Source organism: Aeromicrobium sp. (assembly GCF_036675695.1).
In the GTDB taxonomy this organism is placed as follows: Bacteria; Actinomycetota; Actinomycetes; order Propionibacteriales; family Nocardioidaceae; genus Aeromicrobium.
On sequence record NZ_JAKFEL010000094.1, the window covers coordinates 1 to 2,712 of the forward strand.

At 66.7% G+C, this 2,712-nt stretch carries 3 protein-coding genes; all 3 read left to right on the plus strand.

All coding sequences use genetic code 11. The features are described from left to right. Nucleotides 1-185 precede the first annotated feature (185 nt). Nucleotides 186-1,523, plus strand: coding sequence for an HNH endonuclease signature motif containing protein (locus tag V6M39_RS06165; RefSeq protein WP_332642873.1), 1,338 nt, complete (start codon nucleotides 186-188; stop codon nucleotides 1,521-1,523). A 58-nt stretch (nucleotides 1,524-1,581) separates the two neighbouring features. Further along, on the plus strand, nucleotides 1,582-1,920 hold the full coding sequence (locus V6M39_RS06170; protein WP_332642874.1) for a hypothetical protein: 339 nt from the start codon (nucleotides 1,582-1,584) through the stop codon (nucleotides 1,918-1,920). Between the two features lie 200 nt (nucleotides 1,921-2,120). Beyond that, the gene (locus tag V6M39_RS06175) at nucleotides 2,121-2,387 is read left to right on the plus strand and encodes a hypothetical protein (protein WP_332642876.1); all 267 of its coding nucleotides are present in this window, start codon (nucleotides 2,121-2,123) and stop codon (nucleotides 2,385-2,387) included. Nucleotides 2,388-2,712: the final 325 nt, after the last annotated feature.

Consider the following 2,712-nt stretch of genomic DNA (forward strand, 5'->3'; position numbering starts at 1 on the left):
TACGTCGCCGCGCGCGCCATTGACGGTCCGAGCTGGCTGCCGAACGTCTTCATGATCGTCGGTGCGTGCGTCGGGTACTTCGTCAGCCGCACGATCCTGCGCTGGCTGTACACGCCGCGCTGAGGTTCTCCACAGGCGATGTCGCTGCGCTTCGTGATGTCGGCGGTCGGTGATCCAATACATGTATGGATCTCGGAACCCAGCCCCCACTGAAGGGCAGCCACGACACCCGGTCGACGGCTGAGATCCTCACCGACGTCCGGACCAGGGTCCGTGACCGCCGGGAACTGGTGGTCGGTGAATGGATTGATGCTGTGGCGTGGGCGAACCGCAACATCGTGACCACCCCCGAGCAGGCCGCCACGATCATGGACGGCGTCATCGACACCGGGGTCCCGATCGCAGGCGAGGGTGCACCGTTGGTCAGTGAGTTCAACCTGATGGAGTTCATCGCCGTGTTGGGTCGCTCGCCTGATGGTGGGCGTGCGTACGTCGGGCGGATCATCGAGTGTGCCTGGCGCCTGCCCGGCATCTACGCCTCGGTGGTTGAGGGCCGCCTGGAGCCGTGGCGTGCCGAACGGATCGCCGACCTGACCAGGTCGTTGAATGCTGACGCGGCTGCGTTCGTCGATCGCCAGTTGGCTGCCGTCGGTGGTGTCGGTTGGGCGCAACTCGAACGCCTCGTCACCGAGGCGGTCATCCGGTTCGACCCCGAACGCGCCGAGCAAGAGCGCCAGGCCGCCGCCGAGCGACGCCGGGTCGACTTCGGTGAGGTCGACGCGAACGGGCAGGTCGAGTCCCACTCCGTCCTGGACGCCGCAGATGCCCATGACTTCGACCTCGCGTTGTCTCGCCGAGCCAAGCTTCGCGGGAAGCTGGGCGACACCGACTCCTTCGACGTGCGTCGGTCCAAGTCCGTCGGCGACATCGCCCGCCAGGACCTGTCCCTGGACCTCCTGTTCGCCGATGAGGAGACCGGTGAAGTGATCGCCGAATCCCCGGGTCGCAAGGTCGAGATGAGCGTCCACATCACCGACACCACCCTGAACAAGGATAACCCGTTCGCGAACCCCGTCGCCCGGTGGGACCAGGGCCGCACACCGGTCTCCACGGCGCAGATCAAGGAATGGCTCCAGGCACCCAACACGACCGTGACCGTGCGGCCGGTGATCGACCTGGCCGACAGTGTCCCGGTCGATTCCTATGAGATCCCCGACCGCATCCGGCGCATCGTCGAACAAAGGGACCACACCTGTCGGTTCCCCTGGTGCGGCAGGCCAGCCGCGGCGTGCGACCTGGACCATGTGGTCCCGTACAACAAGGGCGGCCCGACCTGCCCCTGCAACCTCGCCCCGGGATGCCGGCGACATCACCGCGCCAAGACCTTCAGCAACTGGCGATATCTCGTTGTGCTACCCGGTCACTACCTGTGGATCAGCCCCCACGGCCACCACTTCCTCGTCGGACCCCACGGCACCCGAGCCCTCGACCCACCCCGCGCGCCCGACCCCGACGGTCACTGACCCCCACGCCCCGAACCCCGCCCACCAGCGGGGCCACAGGCATGCCCGGTGCGAGTCAGTGAGCTCGTTGGACACGCACGCGTCCGCACGTGCCGACGGCCGTGCACTCGCTCGACCGCCTGCGCTCAGCCGCATGAGATTGGCAGGCGGCACCCCGTCTCACTGGCGCGTCACGCCTCGTGACGGCTCGAAGGTGGAGGTCTGGGCTGACATGGTCACCGGCCTGTCGGGTGATGAGGATCAGAGGGACTATGAGTTCGGCGTCGTCGTCGACCTCGCCCCCGACGATCAGACCGAGTACGACGTGTCTGCAAAGACCTTGCCGATTCGCGACGGAGCCGTGGTGACCGTGGCCCGCTTCCCCCGAGCATCGGTCATCGACGTCAACTCCGTCTAGAGCCCGAACACACCGCCGAGAGCGCAACACCGCCGATATCGGGACGTCGCACCGGATACTGGTTTCATGGCCGTCGACGCGGAACGTGCTCACGCGGTGATGGAAGCCATCACAGGACCGATGCCTCGGGGCACTCGATTCGCATCGTGCTCGTCGGTTCCGGCCAGTTGTGGTCGGCCGCTTGTGTCGATGATCGCGGGATGATCTACGCCGGTGGCGCCACGCTCGTGGGCCCTGACGAGAGGGCGTGGACATTGTCGTCCAACCCAGGGATCCACGACTACGACCTTGCTGTCCGCCTGCTCGAAGCTGCGTACAACTCCGGGTGCGTTCACGCGCTCGATCCCGGGATGTTCGCCGATCGGCTGGCCGAGATCACCCAACGCCGCATTGACGATGAGGACACCGTCCTCAAGGACGTCCGCGCTGGCTCGCTGCGCGGTTCAACACGTCGACACCTGCCCTGACTCGTCTGATCCCCGCGGAGTCGAACACCCTCTTACATGCATCCGCTGAGCGCGCGATGCCGACACCGGAGGACCGTCCTCAGCGACGTGGGCCGGTCATTGGGGTCGTCCACTGCCAAGGCGTGACAGCAGACGACCCCGATCACAGGGGCCACCGCCCATGCGTGAAACCGGGGCCCGACGAGCGGCAGCGTCACCAACTGTTCGGCCGGTTGAAGTCGTCGTCGTACAGGTCCTGCTCCTCGCGGCGCTGCTCCAGGCCCTCCTGGTTGTTGCGCTCGAGCTGCTCCTGCCGGGGGTCCTTCTTGCCGTCGTCCTCCCCGTC